This window comes from Haloterrigena salifodinae, assembly GCF_003977755.1.
Classification (GTDB): domain Archaea; phylum Halobacteriota; class Halobacteria; order Halobacteriales; family Natrialbaceae; genus Haloterrigena; species Haloterrigena salifodinae.
Map to the genome: position 1 here is coordinate 406860 of NZ_RQWN01000003.1, position 18640 is coordinate 425499.

The window sequence follows — 18640 nt, forward strand, 5'->3', positions numbered from 1 at the left end:
CGCCGAGACGACCCTCACGACGAATCCGACGCCGACGACGTGTCTCGAGCGGGAGGGCGAACCACCAGGACTGGGCCGACCGACTCGGCAGCGATCCGCTCGGGTTCCTCGCCGAGCAGGAACGACTGGAGCGACGGGGCGTGCTCGCCAACGACGATCGCGTCGTGCTCCGCCGCGGCTTCTCCGAGCGTGTCGAACGGCGCGCCGCTGACGGCGTCGAACGGCCCCTCGCTCACGACGAGCGTCGACTCCGCGTCGATTCCGCGCCTCGAGAGGGTTTCGACGGCCTCCTCGAGCGCCAGTCGGCCGTCGGCCTCCGCGTCGGTCGCGAGAAACAGCGTGACGTCGATCTCGCGGTCGCCGACCAGTTCGGCGACGAACTCGAGGATGCGGTCGACGGCGACGTCGCCGGTGAGCGCCACGAAGAGTCGATCGATCGATCCCGCGGCGCCCGTGATGACGTACGCTCGCGACTCCGTTTCGGCGGCGATCCGATCGATCGTCTGATCCCGGTCGTGCGTGAACGCGAGCCGGTAGTCGGCCTCGCGTCCGCCGTCCTCGAACGCCGTCGCCAGGTCGGCGAGCGCGTCGGTCGCACGCTCGCCGTACTGGAGCCGCGCCTGATCCGGCGGCGTCTGCTCGGGCAGGACGTGGTAGCCGAGGACGGTCACGTCGACCGGCTCGAGCAGGCGGACGAGTCCGGGCGAAACCGATTCGCCCTCGAGCACGGTCAGCGGGACGAGGACGCGCGTCATCACAGTGCCCCCCGTAGCGTCACGTCGCGCGCGTAATAGAAGTACCAGCCGGCGGTTACGGCCATCACCGCGACGCCGATGACCTGCGAAGCGGGTTGCATGAATCCGATGAGCCCGAAGCTGGCGACCGCCCCCACCGCCGGGACGACCGGATAGCCGGGCGTCCGGAAGTCGGGATCGTACCACTCGGGCTCGTCGCGGCGAAGCGAGACGAGCGCGACGCAGATCAGGCCGTACATGACGAGGTGCAGGAAGGACGCGACCTCCGCGAGCAGCTCCACCTGTCCGGTGGCGACCAACACGAGGATCGGTCCGCCGGCCAACCCGAGCGCGACGTGGGGCGTCCCGTACCTGAGGTTGATTCGACTCGCCCGCCGCGGGAGCAAGGCGTCCCTCGAAACGGCGTAGACCGCCCGCGACGTGCTGAGGATCGAGGCGTTGGCGCTCGAAATCGTCGCGAGCAGGCCGCCGAAGACGATCGCCAACGCGCCGATCGAACCGAGGTAGTGGCGCCCGACTTCGACCATCGCCGTTTCGCCGAGTTCGGCGAGGCGTTCGCTTCCGAACGCGCTCGTCGCGACGAAGATGGTCACCACGTACAGGGCCCCGACGATGAGCACGGAGCCGACCATCGAAAGCGGCAGGTTCCGGCCGGGGTCTCTCATCTCGCCGGCGACGGTCGCGATCTGTGCGAAGCCGAGATAGGAGGTGAACACGAGGGCCGATGTCGTCAACACGGGAAACGCGCCGAACGGGGCGAACCGCTCAGGTGTAGCCGGTTCGCCGACGAGGCCGAGTGCGTCGAGCCCGCCGAAGCCCAGAAAGCACACCAGAATCGAGAGCAACAGCGCGACGATTCCGTTCTGGAGCTTCGCTGCGTTCTCCGTTCCCGTGACGTTCAACACCGTGAACCCGGCACCGAACAGCAGCGCCAGCGGGATCACCAGTCCGTTGCCAACCGCGATTCCGAGCTCCGCGAGCGTGTCGACGGCGTAATACCCGAATCCGACCAGATAGAACGCCGTCGCGAACACGAGCCCCAGCCACAGCGACAGTCCGACGACGGTCCCGGCGAACGTTCCGAGTCCGCGCGAGATGAAGTAGTAGCCGCCGCCGCTTTTCGGCATCGCCGTCGCGAGTTCCGACGCCGGCAGCGCCACGAAGAGCGCGATCACCGCGCCGATCGCGAACGAACCCGCCGCGGCGGGGCCCGCGTGTCCCGCCGCCAATCCGGGGAAGACGAAGATACCCGCACCGATCATCGTCCCGATACCGATCGCGAGGCCGCCGACGAGTCCGAGCGTCCGCTCGAGTTCGGCGTCGTCGGTCTTCGTCGCCGCTTCGGTTTCGATCGTCGGTTCGATACGCGGCGCTTCGTCGTCGATGTTGGTCCCCTCGCCGACTGCCGGCGCGTCGCGATCCATGATCGGTCCGTAACTATGTGAGCATATGTGACACACCCCCTTGGTACTGGGGGCGGAAGACGACGGCCGCCGACCTCAGCGATCCGTGCGAACAGCGGCCCGCCCGTGGGCTTATTCCCGTCGCCGTGGGATGGGGCGTATGGTCTCAGACGTCCTCGTCCCGATGGACGGATCGGAGATGAGCAAATACGCGCTCGAGTACGCGATCGACGCATTTCCGAACGCCGAGATAACCGTTCTCCACGTCGTCGGTGAGCCGTCTCCGATGTGGGGGCGGGCGACGGGTCTCGCGCTCGCCGACGACATCGAGGAGGCGGCCCGCGAGCACGCGGAGACAGTGTTCGAACAGGCACGCGAGATCGTCGCCGACGCCGACGCCGACGTCGCCCTCCGTACAGAGATCGAATTCGGCCACCCCGTGCGCGCGATCGTCAATTGCGCTGACGACTACGAGACGGTCGTGATCGGCAGCCACGGCGGGAGCGTCGCGGACCGCATCTTCGTCGGCAACGTCGCGGAGAAGGTGTTTCGACGATCCCCGGTACCGGTGGTCGTCGTTCGGTGAGTCAGTCGTCGACTGCACTCGGCCGTCGCGTCCCGTTCGACTCGAGGTCGTCTCGGCAAGGGAATCGTGAATGGGCGCGTTTTTAGTATCGGATCGTATGACTACGGGACGTGAACGCGGAACCGCTACTTATCGTCGGAATCCTCACTGCGATCTTCGTCGGCTACAACATCGGCGGCTCGACGACGGGGCCGGCGTTCGGTCCGGCCGTCGGCGCGAACGTCATCACGAAGGTGATGGCCGCCGGGCTGATGTCGATCTTCTTCTTTATCGGCGCCTACACCATCGGCCCGCAGGTCGTCACCACGCTCGGCGAGGAACTCGTCACCGACACCTCCATCTTCACGCTGCGCTCGAACGTCGCCGTCCTCTTCTTCATCGGCGGCGCGCTGTTCATCGGCAACTACGCCGGCGTCCCGGCTTCGACGTCGATGACCGCCGTCGGCGCCATCTCAGCGCTCGGACTGGCGACCGGCGAACTCGACTGGTCGGTGCTGGGCGAGATCGTCGTCTGGTGGATCGTCGCACCGATCATCGGCTTCTGGGTGGCCGGCGTCGTCGGCCGCTACTTCTACCCGCGGATCAACGCCTGGGTCGCCATCGAGGGGAGCAAGGGCGGCGAGCCGATGATCTCGGTCGACCGATCGAGCGCCGTGCCGCGGCTCCAGTTCGGGGCCGATGGCGACCGGCGGGAGGTCACCGGCGCGTTCGTCGTCATCGGTATCGGCTGTCTGATGGGCTTTTCCTCGGGCACGAGCAACATCGCTAACGCGATCGCGCCGATCTATGGCACCGGCGACGTCGACATGGTACCGCTGATCCTGATCGGGTCCGCGGCCGTCGCCGTCGGCTGTTTCACCATCGCCCGCCGGACGCTCGACACGCTGGGTAACGACATCACGAACCTGCCGCTGACGGCCGCGATCGTCGTCGCCGTCATCAGTTCGACCATCGTCGTCGGCCTCTCCGCGATCGGCATCCCCGCGAGTTTCGTCGTCATCGCGACGATGAGCATCGTCGGACTAGGCTGGGGTCGGGCGACGCGGACGACGACGCTGTCGGGCGTCAGAGCGGGCGAAGAGACCCGCGTCTCCGTCGGCGCACTCACCGCCGAAGAGGAGGGCGAACAGTCCCCCGATATCGGCGAGGAGGAGCCCGAAGACATCCCGAAGGCGTCGGACCTCTTCGACCCCTCGACGACCGCCCGCGTCATCCTCATGCAAAACGTCGTCCCGATCATTTCGACCGTCGGCGCGTTCATCACGTTCCGGTTCGTACCGATATTCGGCTTCTAGTCGAGACGTTCGACGATCGATCGCAACCGGCACCCTCGAGTCGACGACGCTCCGGCGGCGGTCGGATTCGCCGATGGCTCGCCGTTCGACCCGTTCAGTGTGGTAGCAGACGGAAAAAGCGGCAATAGATGCAGGAACTGGGTGCGTTGGTTGAAACGTTTCTTTTTCTCACCCACTTTGTAGACTAGTAGTTGCTAAATATGGACATTCTTCCCTTCGAACTTCCAAATTCCGATTCAAAGACAATTTAGGACTGAACAGCAAGCTATACCAGTGCGGGACGTGAATCACCGAGTGATGCCCACGGTAGAATACCTCAACTACGAAGTACTGGACGACCAGGGCTGGGACATGGACGACGACGACCTCTTCGAGCAGGCCGCCGACGCCGGCCTCGACGATGAGGACTACGGCACCCTCGACGTCGCCGAGGGCGAGTACATCCTCGAGGCCGCCGAGGCCCAGGGCTACGACTGGCCCTTCTCGTGTCGCGCAGGCGCCTGCGCGAACTGCGCAGCCATCGTCTTCGAGGGCGAGATCGACATGGACATGCAGCAGATCCTCTCGGACGAGGAGGTCGAGGAGAAGGACGTCCGCCTGACCTGCATCGGTTCCGCCGAGACCGACGAGGTCAAGATCGTGTACAACGCCAAGCACCTCGACTACCTGCAGAACCGCGTCATCTAAGCCAGTCGCTGGCCCGAACGGGCCAGGTTGCAGAGACGCAGGTTGTCACCACCTGCGGACGAAATTTTTCGCTGCTCGAGCGCTCCGCGCCTCGAGAGCCATCGATGGGGAGCGACGCCTCTCGTTATAGCCGTGCCTCCCGCGCTAGACAGTTGTCGTCCGTTCCCGTCTGGCGTCGGCAACATCGGCGTTCCCTCGGAATCCCACGAGGTCCTCAGTGGGAATCGCCCTCGGGTCGCTGCGCAGTCGCAAGCGTCAGGAGAAGTCCGCGACGTCCACGTCGAAACCGCGAGCCTCGAACTCGCGGACCATTCCCTCCAGATGCGTCGCGCCTACGACGACGCAGACGTTCTGGTAGCCGTGTTCGGTCACATCCTCGACCGTCCGGGCCACCATGTCCTCGTTCCGTCGCTCGAGGGTTTGCCGGAGCACAAGTCCGTGGGTGGCCAACCCGACGAGTAGGATCGCGGTCGGAACGGGTCCCGTTACAAGGTATGGAAATACCCCTCACACGGTCTACCGCTGCAAGTTCTGCGGGAAGGAACGCGAGCTGAAGGCATACTTTCACTCGGAGGACTGCGAGGAGTTCGATGCCGTCGAGTAACTGGTCGGCGCTCCTCCACGGTTCGTCCGGGGTGTCGATCGGGAGTCCTCCCCTCGTCGCCTCGAGAACGTCACCGGTTCACCGCAACGCACCCGTCCAACCGCGTCCATATTCGGCCTCGAGTTCGGACGATCTGCCGGAGGAGAGGCACCGATCACGGTCCATCCGAAGGTCCGGGGAGCCGAAAGGATAACACTCCCCCGCTTCGAGAGCACCACCTATGACTCTCACTGACGTTGCGACGGCCCCGGATCTCCTGCGGCTCGTCGCCGTTCCGGTCTTCGCCTGGGTCGCCGTCCGCGACATCAAGACCAGACGCGTCTCGAGCGCCGTCTGGATCCCCCTCTCCCTGCTCGGCGCCGTCCTGCTCGTCTGGGACGGTTGGCTCGCTTGGACGGCCGGCGGGACCGCCTGGACTTACGAGTTCCTCCTGCCGACGACGGTGAGCCTGGGCTTCGTCGTCCCCATCGCCTACCTGTTCTGGTGGATCGGCGGGATCGGCGGCGCGGACGCGAAGGCCTTGCTCGTGTTGGCCCTGTTCTTCCCGGTGTACCCGGAGTATGCGATCGGCTCGTGGACGTTCCCGCTGACGTCCATGCCCGTCGAGGCGTTCGCCTTTACCGTCCTGGTCAACACCGTCTTTATCGGCCTCGCAGCCCCGATCTTCCTCGCCGTCCGCAACGCCGCTTCCGGTCGGTTTACCGGCGTCATGTTCATCGGCTGGCCCGTCTCGTGGGACGCGATCCCCGAAACCCACGGCCGCCTCCTCGAGACGCCTGACGGCCCCTCTCGAGGCGGACTCGACCTCGACGCCCTCCGGATGTACCTCCGCTGGCGCGGCCTGACGCTGGCCGACGTCCGCGAGGACCCCGACCGCTACCGCGATCCGGCGACCCTGCCCGCCGAGCCCAACCCCCCGACCGACGGCGCCGTCACCGCAGCGGTTCGCGGCGACGGCGGAACGGCGCTCGAAGGTGAGGATGAGGGCGAAGGCGAGGGCGACCTCGAGACCGATTCCACCAACGGCGGGCTCGAGGTATCGACCGACGATCCGTGGGGCGCCGACGCCTTCCTCGAGGACATCGAGGGCTCGGCCTACGGGACTCGCCCCGCCGAACTCCGGGAGGGGCTCGAGGTGCTCGCGACCACGGAGACGGTCTGGATCTCGCCGGGCACGCCGTTTCTCGTCCCGACGTTCCTCGGCCTGCTGGTCGCGCTGGGCTACGGCAACCTGTTCATCGGACCGCTGTTTTGAGACGAGACAGTCCCTCTACGGACCCGTTCTGATCAATCGACGTGCGGTGGCGCGCGCTGTCTCGTGGTGAGCGAAATCGAGGCGTAAACGGAGTGAACGCCTCGAAAAGCGAATGAGAGCGAAGCGACTCATGAGCCGAGCGAACCACGAGCGACGTCGCGCGAGGGATGAGCGAACAGAGTGAGCGAATCGGCTGGGGTGGATGTGGGATTCCCCGTTGCCAGCGCGAGTAGTCTGCTCACTCCGCTGGTCCAGTAGTAGTAGTAGCGTTTTCGCGGTAACCGCTCGGTCGAGAGTCAACCGATAGGGGGAACCTGAGGAGGTCAATACGAAACGAACCGTTCTGCTGCTCGTGGCGGCTAGGGTTTCCACCCCCTCTCCAGCCGATTCGCTCCCGATAGTCGCTCATCCCTCGCGCAGTATCGTCGATCGCACCTCGCGTCGCTCACGGGTTACTCCGTTCCCCGTCTACTCACGGGCGCTCCGTGCCCGTTCGTATGGTTCGCGGGACCGTCGGTCCCGCGCTATTCGCATCCGAGGTGCTCCTGTCGGTCGCACCTCGAGTCGCTCGGTCGCGATCGACAGCGCGCGCCACCGCATACCGATTCCGTCGTTCAGAGCGGAAGGAGAGTGCGATTCACCGGGTACGGATCAACGACACTGACGCTGATCACGGCTCGTACACGAATCGCTCGTACAACGGCACCAGCGCGGTCCAGAAGACGACGAACACCGCACCGACGCCGATGAGGGCGAGCCACGGATCCCCCCGACCCGTCGGGAGCCCGGTGGAGAACAGCGCGAGCGTCCCCAGGAACAGAAACAGGCAGACGACCACGCTCCCCACCTCGAGGATCGTGGCGACGGGATGGGCCCGAAACTGGGCGACGATATCGGCGAGCATACGCGAGAGTGTCGGTCGACGATCAAAAACGTCACGGCAACTCGGCGTCGGGTCGGTCGCTGCACTCTTACCGCCGCGCTCATCGCGGACCTGCGAAGACGGGCCGCAGTCTCAGGTTCGAGACTCGATTTCGTCGGCGATCTCGTCGAGTCGGTCGTCGTCGATGTCTTCCTGGCCGCCGAACATGGCGTGAATCGGCCCGGCGCCGTCGCCCTCGAACCGCGGGACGATGTGACAGTGGACGTGGGGCACTTCTTGACCCGCTTCCTCGCCGTTGTTGAACGCGACCGTCGAGGCGTCGGCGTCGACGCTCTCCTCGACGGCAGGCACCAGCCGGTGGACCGTCGCGTAGAGGTCCTCAGCGACGTCGTCAGGGACGTCGTTCAAACGCTCGTACTCGTCCTTCGGAATGACCAGCGTGTGCCCCGGCGCCAGCGGATTGGCGTCGAGGAAGGCGATCGTCGTCTCGTCTTCGTACACGACTCGAGCGGGGATCTCCCCCTCGACGATCTGGCTGAAGATCGTACTCATACGCGAGTGTGTGTCGGCCGGCTGTAAGAAGCTTACTCGCCTGCCTCGCGGTCGGAATCGCCACCGATCGGCGACCGTCACCGTCCGCAAACAGTGTGAACTGGCGTAAAGTCCGGCTAGCTGTGCTTACGTGTCGAGAATCGTGATGGACGATCGGGGCCGTTCAATACCCCGCGCCGCCTCGGTGAGAGTGCCCAGCGGGGGCCTGTCGTATCGCGCCGATGGGGAACCTCGTGCGACATCGCACACCTGTACCGGACCGACACCGTCACGCTGGTCACACCGGGTCGACCGCACGACCGTCGGCAGCCACGACGTCACGAACCTCGACACACCACCGCCGACGGTTTTCGGCGATGCTCCGAACCGACGAGCCGCGACACCGCGTTCGACCCAGCGGTTCAGCGGACAGTCCCGAATATACCACAGTCAAGGGAGAACGTTCTCCGATAGTGAACAGTCGACCTACGTAGCGGCGGCAAGCTGCAAGTATTAGTATGTTGTCCACCCTATTCGTGGGTATCATTCGCACGGCGATCGAACGGAACCGCTGTGTCGGCACGCAGACCGAAACGCTACCGCTCGAGACGGGGACTCGGGAGACTGCGAGATGGTAGCGGTACTGTACGCCATCGAGCGACCGTTCATGCGGAAGACGTTCGAGTCGATCGACCGGCACGTGAACGTCGAATCGGCGTTCGTCCCGGTCAGAGCGGACGCGCGCGGCTGTAGCGACCGTATCACAGAGATCGAGGTCCGTGACCCCGGCGCGGTCGACGAGAACGTGCGAGCGATCGATCCGGCCGTCGTCGTCTACAATCATCGGTTTGGGATCGAGCGGTTCTCCTTCTACGAGGAGTACCCGCTCGTTCACCTCCGACACGGCGCCTCGATCGGCCGCGGCGAGATTTCCGTGACAACCGAGACGATGCTCGAGCGCGTCGCCGCCGCCCTCGCGCCCGGCGAGCGGTGGGCCAGGGCCTATCGGGCCGCCGCGCCGCCCGACGTGACCGTGGCCGTCGTCGGCCTCCCGGAAGCCGACGCGCTGGTCGACGCGCCGCCACCCCGCGAGCGCCGGGTGCTGTACGCGCCGACGAACTACATGGTCGGTCGCGGCGCGTACGCGAACACCGCCCGTTCGGTCGTCGAGTGCGTCGCCGATACCGAGTACGAACTGCTCTTTCGGCCCCATCCGACCGACAGACGCGAAGGCCCGGGGCTGGCCGTCACGCGCGAGTGTAGGGCCCGAATCGCCGAGCTGCCGAACGTCATCTTCGACGAGACCGTGACGCCGACCGAGAGCATGCAGCGGTCCGATATCCTCGTCTCGGACTACTCGGGGTCGATCGCCGAGTGGCTCCACACCGGACGGCCGCTCGTCCAGCTGACGGACATCGACGCGCCGGACCGCGCGGTTCCGGAGATCGGCGTCACGACGGACGCGATCGATCTCGCGCTCGTCGACGACCTCTACCGCAATGGCGAGCCCGAACCCGTCGCCCGCCGTCGCCAGTCGTGGCTCGAGGACCTCGGGATTCCGATGGACGGCCGGGCCGGCGAACGCGCCGCCAGCGAGGTGCTGCGATGCATGGCGTAATCCTCGCCGCGGGACGGGGCCGGCGGATGCGACCCTACACCGACGACGTTCCGAAGGCCTTCCTCGAGTTCGACGGCCGGACGCTGTACGATCGACAGCGCGACCTGCTCGAGCCGTACGCGGACGGAACGAGCGTCGTACTGGGATACCGTCACGAGACCGTCCTCGAGCGGTACGATCCCGTCGATCCGATCGTCCTCGAGGGGTGGGACCGGTACGAGAACGCCGCGTCGCTGCTCCTCGCGCTCGAGCGGATCGACGACGATCTGCTGGTGATAAACGGCGACGTCCTCGTCGACGAGCGGGAGGTCGGTCGGTTGGCGGGAGCGTTCGACGCCCTCGACGGTCGGCTCAACCTCGTCGGATGCATTCCAGGGCTCCAGAGCGCGGAAACAGCGATTCGGTGGGACGAGACGGGACGCGTCTCGGCCTACGGACTCATCGAGGGCCACCAACACGCCGGCTTCGGCGTCGTGAGCCGCGACCACCGGACGGCTGCGATACAAATCTTGCGCGAACGGCTTGACGACTGGTACCCCTGCGTCTACCCGCGGACGCCGACGCGGCCGCTGTTGCTCCCGGCCGAGCGACACGTGGAGCTCAATCGACCGACCGACCTCGACCAGCTGCGAGCGTGGCTCGCCTCCGACCGGATTCGGTGTGCGTGACCGGCACCGTCGCGTCTGATCGGCGACCAAACGCGGCAGAAGTCCGGCGCCGGTCGCGAGCCCGCGAGACGACCCCGTGCCGCGATTCGTCGCCACGCCGGTCAGCGTTCGATACATTCTGGACGATTGTCCGGAATAGCACACCGGAACCAAAATGTTGATTGCCAGCGGGTGCCGGGACCCGGATAGATGGAGATAATCGGCCATCGCGGCTGTGCGGATCAGTTTCCGGAGAACACCCTCCTCGCGCTCCGCGAAGCCGCTCGTCGGCTGCCAGCGGTCGAAGTCGACGTTCGGCGGTGCGGGTCGGGCGAACTGGTGGTATTTCACGACGAGACCCTCGAGCGCGTCACCGACGCGGACGGCCGCGTCGCGGAGACGCCGTGGACCGAACTCCGCGACCTGACCGTCCTCGAGTCGGGCGAATCGATTCCGCGCCTCGAGACGGTCCTGCGGGCCGTCCCGGACGACGTCACCCTCCAACTCGAATTGAAAGAACGGGGGATCGCCTCTGAGACGTTGCAGTTGGCGATGACGGTCGGCGCCGACGTCCGCGTCACGTCGTTTCTCCCCGAGGCGCTGGCCGAGATCGAGACGAACTATCTGGACGTCCCGAACGGGCTGCTCTTCGGCGACGACCCCGAGGAGAACCTCTCGCGCGCGGTCGAACTCGACTGTACGCACGTCTTCCCACACTACGACCTCTGCGTCGAAACCGACGTCGTGTCCGCCGCCCGCGATCGCGGGTTCGACGTCATCGCGTGGAAGGCCGCGCGGACGACCGACGACGTCCGCGCGCTACACGAGGCCGGCGTCGACGGCGTCACCGCGGATCGATGGGACGTCACGCCCGCTTCGCTCCGGGCGAGCGCCAAATCGCAGCGATCGTAGCGGGCGACGACTGTTCGGTGTCGCCAGTAGCGATATGAGACCGCGGTCGGGTCGCTACTCGTCGATCGGACCACACAGCTTCTCGAGCGTCTCGCCGATTGCCGCGAGGTACTCCTCCGGTTCGTACCCCAGCCGCCCGATCCAGACGTCCTGATACGAGGGGTGAAGGATTGGCAGGAGCGTCGTCTCGAGGCGCTCACAGTCCACGGGCTCGAGGACCGTGTCGATGAAGCCCTCGAGATCGCGGTCTTCGGCCGCGAGGACGCTGGTCGTCGCGTGTTTCCCGGTCGCGAGGACGACGTCGGGGTCGACGGTCTCGATCTCGGTCAGCAGGTGACCGCGACAGTTCGTCCGCTCCGCGGGCGTCGGTTCTCGGTTACTCGTGGGGTCCTCGGGATCGGCTGGGAAGCACTTCACCGCGTTCGTGTAGTAGGCGTCGTCGCCGTAGCCGACCCGCTCGAGCATCCGGCGGATGCGCCGACCGGAATGGCGGGAGGTGTACGCCTTGCCGGTCCAGTTGCCGCCCCGCCAGCGCTCGGCGTCGGGGTTCCCGGGACCGGGGGCCTCCCCGATCACCAGCACGCTGGCGTCGAGCGGCCCCGTCCCCCACGAGATGCACTCGCGGTGCTCGGCGAGCGCCGGACAGCGCTCGCAGCCGGGTTCGACGACGTTTCGCTCGGTCGGATAGGCCGGATCGGTGTCGGAGGGGGACACGTCCGTCAGGTGGGCCGGCGTCGGGTTAGGTTGCTCGGATTCGCGTCCTGCTCGAGCAGACAGATTTACCTTCCCCCGGCGGTTCTCGATAGGTAATGGGAACGGCAATTCCGGAACTCCTCGCAGAACTGCTCCCGCTGGCGGCCTACACGATCGCCGCGGGCGTCCTGACGGTCATCGGCTTCGCCGCCGAGTACGCGAGCATGCAACACATCGGCACGGGCGAAACGACGGTCGCGTTCTGGCTCGCGGCGATCGGCTGTGTCATGCTCTACGCCGGCGTCTACGGCCTCGGCTATCAGAAGGTGCTCGCGCGAGCGTTCGGCATCGAGCAGTAGCGCCGCCGACCGTCGATTTTCGCGGCCGCGTCCGAGAGCGTCGGTACCGTCTCGGCCGCCTCGAGTTCCGCGGCCGCCAGCGGGACCGATTCCCCTTTACTCTCGGAGTGAGATTGCTCCCGTATGAGCAGATTCGGCGAGGTCGACGACCAGTACGATCCGCACGAACTTGAGGGGCGGATCTTCGACTACTGGGACGACGTCGACGCCTACGAGCAGACGGTCGAGCACCGGTCGGACGGCGAGTCGTTCTTCTTCGTCGACGGGCCGCCGTACACGTCTGGGTCGGCACACATGGGAACGACCTGGAACAAGTCGCTGAAGGACGTCTACCTGCGCTTCCTGCGGATGCAGGGATACGATGTCACCGACCGGCCGGGCTACGACATGCACGGCCTGCCCATCGAGACCCGCGTCGAGGAGCGACTCGGCTTCGAGAACAAGAAGGACATCGAGGAGTTCGGCGAGGAGAACTTCATTCAGGAGTGTAAGGACTACGCCGACGAGCAACTCGAGGGCCTCCAGGAGGACTTCCAGGACTTCGGCGTCTGGATGGACTGGGACGACCCCTACCGGACGGTCGAACCGGAGTACATGGAGGCCGCCTGGTGGGGCTTTTCGAAGGCCGCCGATCGCGGATTAGTCGAGAAGGGCCACCGCTCGATCTCCCAGTGTCCGCGCTGCGAGACCGCGATCGCGAACAACGAGGTCGAGTACGAGGACGTCGAAGACCCCTCCGTCTACGTCAAGTTCGACCTCGAGGACCGCGAGGGCAAGCTCGTCATCTGGACGACCACACCGTGGACGATCCCGGCGAACACGTTCGTCGCCGTCGACGAGGAGGGCGACTACGTCGGCGTCCGGGCCGAGAAAGACGGTGAGGAAGAACTGCTGTACGTCGCCGACGCGAAACACGAGGAAGTCCTCCGGGAGGGCCGCTACGACGACTACGAGGTCGTCGAGGAACTCTCCGGCGAGGAGCTGATCGGCTGGTCGTACGAGCACCCGCTGGCCGAGGAGGTGCCCGACCACGTCGACGTCGACGGCGCGCTCGAGGTCTACGCCGCCGACTACGTCGACACGGACGGCGACGGCACCGGGCTGGTCCACTCTGCGCCCGGCCACGGTGAAGTGGACTTCGAGCGGGGCCGCGAACTCGGCTTCCCGATCTTCTGTCCCGTCGGCGGCGACGGCGTCTACACCGAGGAGGCCGGCACGTACGAAGGCCAGTTCGTCAAGGACGCCGACCCGGAGATTACGGATGACCTCGAGGCCAACGGCGCGCTGCTCGCCTCGGGCACCGTAACCCACAGCTACGGCCACTGTTGGCGCTGTGACACGGGGATCCTCCAGATCGTCACCGACCAGTGGTTCATCACGATCACCGACGTCAAGGACGAACTGCTGGACAACATCGAAGACAGCGAGTGGCACCCCGAGTGGGCCCGCGACAACCGCTTCCGGGACTTCGTCGAGGAGGCCCCCGACTGGAACGTCTCCCGGCAGCGCTACTGGGGCATCCCGCTGCCCGTCTGGACCCCTGAAGACCGGGACGACGACGAGGACATGATCGTCGTCAGCGACCGCGAGGAACTCGCCGAGCGCGTCGATCAGGACGTCGATCCCGAAGACATCGACCTCCACAAGGACACGGTCGACGACCTGACGATCACCGAGGACGGCACCACCTACACACGCGTCCCCGACGTCTTCGACGTCTGGCTCGACTCCTCGGTCGCCTCCTGGGGCACCCTGAACTACCCCGAGGACGACAGCAAATTCGACGAACTCTGGCCCGCTGATTTCATCCTCGAGGCCCACGACCAGACGCGGGGCTGGTTCTGGTCCCAGCTGGGGATGAGCACCGCTGCGCTCGGCGAGAGCCCGTATCAGGAGGTGCTGATGCACGGCCACGCGCTGATGCCCGACGGCCGCGCGATGTCCAAGTCCAAGGACATCCTGATCGACCCCCACGAGGCCATCGACCGCCACGGCCGCGACGTCATGCGCATGTTCCTGCTGTCGAACAACCCGCAGGGCGAGGACATGCGCTTCGACTGGGACGGGATGCAGACGATGGAGAACCACCTCCGGACGCTGTGGAACGTCTTCCGGTTCCCGCTGCCGTACATGCGCCTAGACGAGTTCGATCCCCAGGAGACGACCTTAGACGACGTCGATTCCAACCTCGAGCTCATCGACGAGTGGGTGCTCGCCCGCCTCCAGTCGACGAAGGCGGAGATGACCGAGGCCTTCGAGGACCGCCGGCAGGATCGCGCGCTCGACGCCCTGATCGAGTTCGTCGTCGAGGACGTCTCGCGCTTTTACGTCCAGGCCGTCCGCGAGCGCATGTGGGCCGAGGAGGACAGCGGCTCGAAGCGGGCCGCCTACGCGACGATCTATCGGGTCCTCCGGGAGAGCGTCGCCCTGCTCGCGCCGTACGCACCGTTCATTAGCGAGGAGATCTACGGGACGCTGACCGGCGACGACGGGTTCGACACCGTCCACATGGAGGACTGGCCCGCCGTCGACGAGTACTGGCAGGACGAACAGCTCGAGGACGACGTCGCCATCCTCCGGGCGATCGAGGAGGCCGGCGCGAACGCCCGCCAGCAGGCCGGCCGCAAGCTGCGCTGGCCCGTCCCGCGGGTCGTCGTGGCCGCCGGCGACGAGCGCGTCGTCGAGGCCGTCGAACGCCACACGCCGCTGCTCGAGGACCGGCTCAACGCCCGCGAGATCGAACTCGTCTCGGCCGAGAACCGCTGGGAAGAGCTTCAGTACAGCGCCGAAGCGGACATGAGCGAACTCGGCCCGGCCTTCGGCGACCGCGCCGGCCAGGTCATGAACGCGCTCAACGAAGCCCGCATCGACGAGCCGAGCCTCGAGGCGATCGAGGACGCCGTCGCGGACGTCCTCGAGGAGGGCGAAGAGATCACCGACGAGATGGTCTCCTTCGTTACCCAGACGCCCGACGGCATCGCCGGCACCGCGTTCGGCCTGAACGGCGACGACCGCGGCGTCGCCTACGTCGACGCCTCGCTGACCGACGACATCGAGAGCGAGGGCTACGCCCGCGAGGTCATCCGCCGGGTCCAGGAGATGCGCAAGGAACTTGACCTCGACGTCGAGGAGCGCATCGCGCTGGATCTCGAGATCAGCGACGACCGCGTCGCCGACCTCGTCGCCGAGCGCGAAGACCTGATCCGCGAGGAGGTCCGCGCCGACGAGATCGGCGAGATCGACGACGGCCACCACAAGGAGTGGGAGGTCGAGGACGTGACGATGGAAATCGGGGTCGAGCCGCTGGCAGCGGCCGAAGCGTCGGATTAGCGTCCGTCGAACGGACTAGGACGGTTCGCAGGTCGTGAGGCTACGCCGAACGACCTGCTTTTTTGGTCTCTTTGCGAACGGAGTGAGCAAAGGTCAGCGAGTGCTTTGCTCTCACCAGACAGATTTTTGCGCCGAGTGGTTCGCTCGCAACGCGAGCGAATCCCGGCGGAAAAAGGTAGAGGCGAGCCGCTGACGACGGCTATCGCGTAACTGGCCCCCTCCGTTCGATAATCCGGCTGCAAACCAAACGATAGCTCAAATAGCCGTTTGAGTCACGCGGGAATATTTACGCCACTTCCTGTAGTATTCATTATGAACCGTCGGACGCTCCTCGCCAGTACAGCGACGCTGTCGTCTATTGGTTTCGCCGGGTGTCTGGATCAACTGGCGGCTACCGATTCGGACTCTCCATCGCTGCCCGCTGCGGTATCGGAGCTCGAGTTCGAGATCACCGATACCGATCTCGATCCGCGGGATGAGCCCGCGATCTCGGTTACCGAGGAGACCGGCGAAGCGACGGTCGAAGGAGCGATCTGGGTCGGGTCGAAGAAATGTAAGGAAGCGACACTCGCCGACGTTTCCGCCGACGAATCGGACGGGTCCGTAGAACTCCGTATCAGTCACGGGAAGTCGGACGACCATCCCGATAATCGACTTCTCGGGGGTTCTTGCGATGAGGCGATGAGTGCTGACGGCTACGAGGCTACGATCGCAATAGACGATGTAGTCCAGACTGTCACTGTCCTCGAGCGAGACGCGGAGGGAAACAGCCGAAGAGCATCGCCCGGCAACTAATATCTCCTCTCAGACGCTTCTATTCTCCCTTCAACCGTATCAGTCGTCGGAGTTTGACAGTATCAGTGCCACAAAAGTCATGGTGACTGATTTACCAGCCGTAGATAGTGACATCTCGGGCTACCGTTCTCGTCGTCGTAGTGCTCCTACTCGGAACCATTCCGGCCGGCATCGCCGGCGCCGGCGCTGGCGGGAGTCCGACAGCGAGCGGTCCGGCGGCCGGTAACGCCGGGGCGCTCGAGTCGACTGCTGTATCAACTGCTACCGCCGAACCGAGCGCCGCAACGAAGACCGACGCCGAGGCGGCCGCGATGACTGAGGCGGACGATATCCTCCACCGAACGATCGAACTCCGGCACCTGCCCGACCGGCCGGACGTGTACGAGGCCGAGTTTACGTTCGATATTCCGGAGCCGATGAGCAGCCTGACCGTCGACCTCGAGGACGAGGCGACGGTCCGGTCGACCGACGGGTTCGAGGCGACCGACGAAGGGACCTACCGATGGACCGGCGACGGCGAGGCGCCGTCGATCCGGGTCCGGCTCCCTGCCGACCGGACGGAAACCGGCGGCCGCGTGGGCTCGAGCCGGAGCGGCTACAGCTTCGTCGATACTGGCGAGTGGGGCGTCGTCCCCGTGCCGGGCATCAGCGTCTCCTACCGGCGGGAGGCCGACGTCAGCATCGGAATCGAGGAGACGGTGACCGTCGACGGGCCGGGGGCGACCGGGGGCGATATCGCCGTCTTCGGACCGGTGACCGAGTACGAGCGGACCGAAAACGGCGAGACCGTCAGACTGGTCGTCTCCGACGCCGCCGACCTCCGCGAGGATCCCGACGACATCCTCGAGGCGCTCGGCAACGCGAGCGATAGGCTCTCGATCGCGCCGAGCGACGAGGAGGTGTTCGTGGCCGCGGTGCCGAGCGACGCCGACTGGGGCCCGCGGGGGCTCCAGTACGGCGAGTCCGACGCGTGGGTCCGCGCCGACGCCCCACTCTCCGAGGCGTCGAACGTCTGGCTCCACGAGTACGTCCACGTTCACCAGCGCTTCGCCAACGACGAGGTCGCGACCGACGCCTCCTGGCTCGTCGAGGGCGGAGCCGAGTACCACGCCGCGTTGCTCGCCTACGAGCAGGGGCTGATCTCGTACAGCGAGTTCCGCGACCACCTCGAGCGCGGCGAGCAGTCGCCGTACGCCGACGGCGTCCTCGCCGAACCGGAGACGTGGGGCCACCACCGGACCGACTACGCCAAGGGCGCGCTCGTCTACGGCGAACTCGACCGGCAGCTTCGGGAAGCGACCGACGGCGACCGACGGCTCGAGGATATCGTCCGAGCGCTGAACGCGCAAGAGGAGCGAGTGACGGCGGCTGACTTCCTGACGGCGCTCGAGGAGGCGGGCGGGAAGGAACTGCGAGCGAGCGCCGAGCGGTACGCGCACACGAGGTCGACGCCCGATATGTGGAACTACTTCAAGCACGAGGCGACGTTCGGACAGTCCCGCGCCGCGACCACGTCGGGACTGGGCGAGGAGCCCGTCACGGTCGACGGACGAGAGTGGGAGCGCTGGGATCGCGCGAACCTGTCGGGACCCAGCGCCGAGCTCGGCGCCGGCGACGTGCTGGCGGTGCCAGCCGGCGAGCGCGTCACGGTGCCGGTTGCACTCGAGAACGTCGACGACCGCGCGGGGTCCGCCGACGCGACCCTGCAGGTCGACGGCGAGGTCGTCGAGACCGAACGGCGAGTGCTCGAAGCCGGCGAGGCGGCGACGACGGCGCTCGCGTGGACGCCGACGAAGCCCGGGATCCACGACGTTCGCGTCGGGAGCGACCGACTGACCGTCTACGTCCGGTCGACGCCGAGCCTGACCGTCACCGACCTGCGGATCGAACCCGCCAGCGTCGACCCCGGCGAGACGGTGACGGCGACCGCATCGGTCGCGACCGCTGACTCCCTCCCCGCGGCCGGACGCCTCGCGTTCCGGACCGCATCGGGGACCGAACGTGGTGAGCCGATCGCGCTCGCGCCGGGCGAGACCGGGAGCGTCGCGGCCGAACTGACATTCGACGACGGCGGCGACTACGAGATCAGCGCCGGCGAGCGGACGACGACGGTCTCCGTCGGTGGGATCAAATCGACGGTCGAATCGATGCCCGGCTTCGGTGTCGCGGCCGCGGCCGTCGCCTTCGGACTCGCGGTCGCGATCGCGATGGTCGGTCGGCGGCGCCGCTGAGCGGCGACTATTACCGCCCCTAGCAGCCGCAGTTCAAAGGACACGTCTCGAGAATG

Annotated in this window: 17 protein-coding genes; 11 read left to right on the forward strand and 6 right to left on the reverse strand. The window is 66.3% G+C overall.

Annotation, left to right across the window (positions count from 1 at the left end; all coding sequences use genetic code 11):
• Positions 1–14: 14 nt before the first annotated feature.
• Both EH209_RS16540 and EH209_RS16545 read right to left on the reverse strand, forming a co-directional pair.
• Positions 15–755 carry a universal stress protein gene (locus tag EH209_RS16540; RefSeq protein ID WP_126663959.1) on the reverse strand — a complete coding sequence of 247 codons (741 nt, stop codon included), beginning with the start codon at positions 753–755 and terminating at the stop codon, positions 15–17.
• Positions 755–2179: an APC family permease gene (locus tag EH209_RS16545; RefSeq protein ID WP_126663960.1), complete on the reverse strand. Its 1425-nt coding sequence runs from the start codon at positions 2177–2179 to the stop codon at positions 755–757. The genes EH209_RS16540 and EH209_RS16545 overlap by 1 nt, the downstream gene beginning before the upstream one ends.
• Positions 2180–2318: 139 nt before the next feature.
• Here EH209_RS16545 and EH209_RS16550 point away from each other — a divergent pair, with 139 nt between their 5' ends.
• The 3 genes from EH209_RS16550 to fer all read left to right on the forward strand — a co-directional run bounded on the left by EH209_RS16550 (position 2319) and on the right by fer (position 4726).
• The gene (locus EH209_RS16550; protein WP_126663961.1) at positions 2319–2744 is read left to right on the forward strand and encodes a universal stress protein; all 426 of its coding nucleotides are present in this window, start codon (positions 2319–2321) and stop codon (positions 2742–2744) included.
• Positions 2745–2854: 110 nt separating this feature from the next.
• Positions 2855–4039, forward strand: coding sequence for an inorganic phosphate transporter (locus EH209_RS16555; protein ID WP_126663962.1), 1185 nt, complete (start codon positions 2855–2857; stop codon positions 4037–4039).
• Positions 4040–4336: 297 nt separating this feature from the next.
• A complete protein-coding gene (fer, locus tag EH209_RS16560; protein WP_012941332.1) occupies positions 4337–4726 on the forward strand; it encodes a ferredoxin Fer in 390 nt (129 codons plus the stop codon).
• Between the two features lie 255 nt (positions 4727–4981).
• Here the strand turns inward: fer and EH209_RS16565 are convergent, their stop codons facing one another.
• The gene (locus EH209_RS16565; RefSeq protein WP_249038818.1) at positions 4982–5158 is read right to left on the reverse strand and encodes a hypothetical protein; all 177 of its coding nucleotides are present in this window, start codon (positions 5156–5158) and stop codon (positions 4982–4984) included.
• Positions 5159–5550: 392 nt separating this feature from the next.
• On the opposite strand from EH209_RS16565, the gene EH209_RS16570 reads away from it, so the two are divergent.
• Positions 5551–6585, forward strand: a complete 1035-nt coding sequence (locus tag EH209_RS16570) for an A24 family peptidase (protein WP_126663963.1) — start codon at positions 5551–5553, stop codon at positions 6583–6585.
• 670 nt (positions 6586–7255) lie between these two features.
• Here EH209_RS16570 and EH209_RS16575 read toward each other — a convergent pair.
• Entirely contained in the window at positions 7256–7489 is a 234-nt protein-coding gene (locus tag EH209_RS16575) for a hypothetical protein (protein WP_126663964.1), read from the reverse strand.
• A gap of 111 nt (positions 7490–7600) precedes the next feature.
• Entirely contained in the window at positions 7601–8020 is a 420-nt protein-coding gene (locus EH209_RS16580) for an HIT family protein (protein ID WP_126663965.1), read from the reverse strand.
• Between the two features lie 610 nt (positions 8021–8630).
• Here EH209_RS16580 and EH209_RS16585 point away from each other — a divergent pair.
• The 3 genes from EH209_RS16585 (at position 8631) to EH209_RS16595 (ending at position 11176) form a co-directional block, all read left to right on the forward strand.
• Positions 8631–9617 carry a hypothetical protein gene (locus EH209_RS16585; protein ID WP_126663966.1) on the forward strand — a complete coding sequence of 329 codons (987 nt, stop codon included), beginning with the start codon at positions 8631–8633 and terminating at the stop codon, positions 9615–9617.
• Positions 9605–10285 (forward strand): NTP transferase domain-containing protein, encoded by a 681-nt coding sequence (locus EH209_RS16590; protein ID WP_126663967.1) that lies wholly within the window; start codon positions 9605–9607, stop codon positions 10283–10285. Before EH209_RS16585 ends, EH209_RS16590 begins: the two co-directional genes overlap by 13 nt.
• A gap of 189 nt (positions 10286–10474) precedes the next feature.
• Positions 10475–11176, forward strand: a complete 702-nt coding sequence (locus tag EH209_RS16595; RefSeq protein ID WP_126663968.1) for a glycerophosphodiester phosphodiesterase — start codon at positions 10475–10477, stop codon at positions 11174–11176.
• Positions 11177–11230: 54 nt separating this feature from the next.
• On the opposite strand, the gene EH209_RS16600 is transcribed toward EH209_RS16595, so the two are convergent.
• A complete protein-coding gene (locus EH209_RS16600; protein WP_394343706.1) occupies positions 11231–11899 on the reverse strand; it encodes a uracil-DNA glycosylase in 669 nt (222 codons plus the stop codon).
• 86 nt (positions 11900–11985) lie between these two features.
• Here EH209_RS16600 and EH209_RS16605 point away from each other — a divergent pair, with 86 nt between their 5' ends.
• The 4 genes from EH209_RS16605 to EH209_RS16620 all read left to right on the forward strand — a co-directional run bounded on the left by EH209_RS16605 (position 11986) and on the right by EH209_RS16620 (position 18584).
• A complete protein-coding gene (locus EH209_RS16605) occupies positions 11986–12228 on the forward strand; it encodes a hypothetical protein (protein ID WP_126663970.1) in 243 nt (80 codons plus the stop codon).
• Positions 12229–12351: 123 nt separating this feature from the next.
• The gene (gene ileS / locus EH209_RS16610) at positions 12352–15558 is read left to right on the forward strand and encodes an isoleucine--tRNA ligase (RefSeq protein WP_126663971.1); all 3207 of its coding nucleotides are present in this window, start codon (positions 12352–12354) and stop codon (positions 15556–15558) included.
• A 267-nt stretch (positions 15559–15825) separates the two neighbouring features.
• Complete coding sequence (locus tag EH209_RS16615) at positions 15826–16353, forward strand: hypothetical protein (protein WP_126663972.1); 528 nt, start codon at positions 15826–15828, stop codon at positions 16351–16353.
• Positions 16354–16493: 140 nt separating this feature from the next.
• The gene (locus EH209_RS16620) at positions 16494–18584 is read left to right on the forward strand and encodes a hypothetical protein (protein WP_249038819.1); all 2091 of its coding nucleotides are present in this window, start codon (positions 16494–16496) and stop codon (positions 18582–18584) included.
• The last annotated feature ends 56 nt before the right edge of the window (positions 18585–18640 follow it).